Raw genomic sequence first — 1,843 nt, forward strand, 5'->3', positions numbered from 1 at the left:
AGTTGTCTCGTGAGAGGCATGACCTTTGAAAACTGAACAAGACGAATACCAATGTGCGGGTAGTAGAAATACTACCTGTCAATGAAAAAAGCAATAAATCTGTCAGTGACAGAAATGAGCAGTAGCTCAAACTTTTGATGAGAGTTTGATCCTGGCTCAGGATGAACGCTGGCGGCGTGCCTAATACATGCAAGTAGAACGCTGATAGAAGAGCTTGCTCTTCTTGAGGAGTTGCGAACGGGTGAGTAACGCGTAGGTAACCTGCCTGGTAGCGGGGGATAACTATTGGAAACGATAGCTAATACCGCATAACAATGGATATTGCATGATATCTATTTGAAAGATGCAACTGCATCACTACCAGATGGACCTGCGTTGTATTAGCTAGTAGGTGAGGTAAAGGCTCACCTAGGCGACGATACATAGCCGACCTGAGAGGGTGAACGGCCACACTGGGACTGAGACACGGCCCAGACTCCTACGGGAGGCAGCAGTAGGGAATCTTCGGCAATGGGGGCAACCCTGACCGAGCAACGCCGCGTGAGTGAAGAAGGTTTTCGGATCGTAAAGCTCTGTTGTAAGAGAAGAACGAGTGTGAGAGTGGAAAGTTCACACTGTGACGGTAACTTACCAGAAAGGGACGGCTAACTACGTGCCAGCAGCCGCGGTAATACGTAGGTCCCGAGCGTTATCCGGATTTATTGGGCGTAAAGCGAGCGCAGGCGGTTGGATAAGTCTGAAGTTAAAGGCTGTGGCTTAACCATAGTATGCTTTGGAAACTGTTCAACTTGAGTGCAGAAGGGGAGAGTGGAATTCCATGTGTAGCGGTGGAATGCGTAGATATATGGAGGAACACCGGTGGCGAAAGCGGCTCTCTGGTCTGTAACTGACGCTGAGGCTCGAAAGCGTGGGTAGCGAACAGGATTAGATACCCTGGTAGTCCACGCCGTAAACGATGAGTGCTAGGTGTTAGGCCCTATCCGGGGCTTAGTGCCGCAGCTAACGCATTAAGCACTCCGCCTGGGGAGTACGACCGCAAGGTTGAAACTCAAAGGAATTGACGGGGGCCCGCACAAGCGGTGGAGCATGTGGTTTAATTCGAAGCAACGCGAAGAACCTTACCAGGTCTTGACATCCCAGTGCCCGTTCTAGAGATAGAATTTTTCTTTTGAACACTGGAGACAGGTGGTGCATGGTTGTCGTCAGCTCGTGTCGTGAGATGTTGGGTTAAGTCCCGCAACGAGCGCAACCCTTATTGTTAGTTGCCATCATTAAGTTGGGCACTCTAGCGAGACTGCCGGTAATAAACCGGAGGAAGGTGGGGATGACGTCAAATCATCATGCCCCTTATGACCTGGGCTACACACGTGCTACAATGGCTGGTACAACGAGCGGCAAGTCGGTGACGGCAAGCAAATCTCTTAAAGCCAGTCTCAGTTCGGATTGTAGGCTGCAACTCGCCTACATGAAGTCGGAATCGCTAGTAATCGCGGATCAGCACGCCGCGGTGAATACGTTCCCGGGCCTTGTACACACCGCCCGTCACACCACGAGAGTTTGTAACACCCGAAGTCGGTGAGGTAACCATTTAGGAGCCAGCCGCCTAAGGTGGGATAGATGATTGGGGTGAAGTCGTAACAAGGTAGCCGTATCGGAAGGTGCGGCTGGATCACCTCCTTTCTAAGGAAAAAGGAAGCACATTGGTACTTGTTCAGTTTTGAGAGGTCATGTAGATGACAGAGAAAAAGAAATCCTACATGAATAGGAAGGGGCCTTAGCTCAGCTGGGAGAGCGCCTGCTTTGCACGCAGGAGGTCAGCGGTTCGATCCCGCTAGGCTCCATT

General features: G+C 51.0%; 1 tRNA gene and 1 rRNA gene. Both read left to right on the forward strand.

What is annotated here, in order from left to right:
- The first annotated feature begins 133 nt into the window (after positions 1-133).
- Positions 134-1,680, forward strand: a 16S ribosomal RNA gene (locus E4T71_RS08485).
- An 88-nt stretch (positions 1,681-1,768) separates the two neighbouring features.
- A tRNA-Ala gene (locus E4T71_RS08490) sits at positions 1,769-1,841 on the forward strand.
- Positions 1,842-1,843 lie beyond the last annotated feature (2 nt).

Origin of the sequence: Streptococcus sp. WM07, assembly GCF_004570525.1 — a bacterium.
GTDB lineage: Bacteria > Bacillota > Bacilli > Lactobacillales > Streptococcaceae > Streptococcus.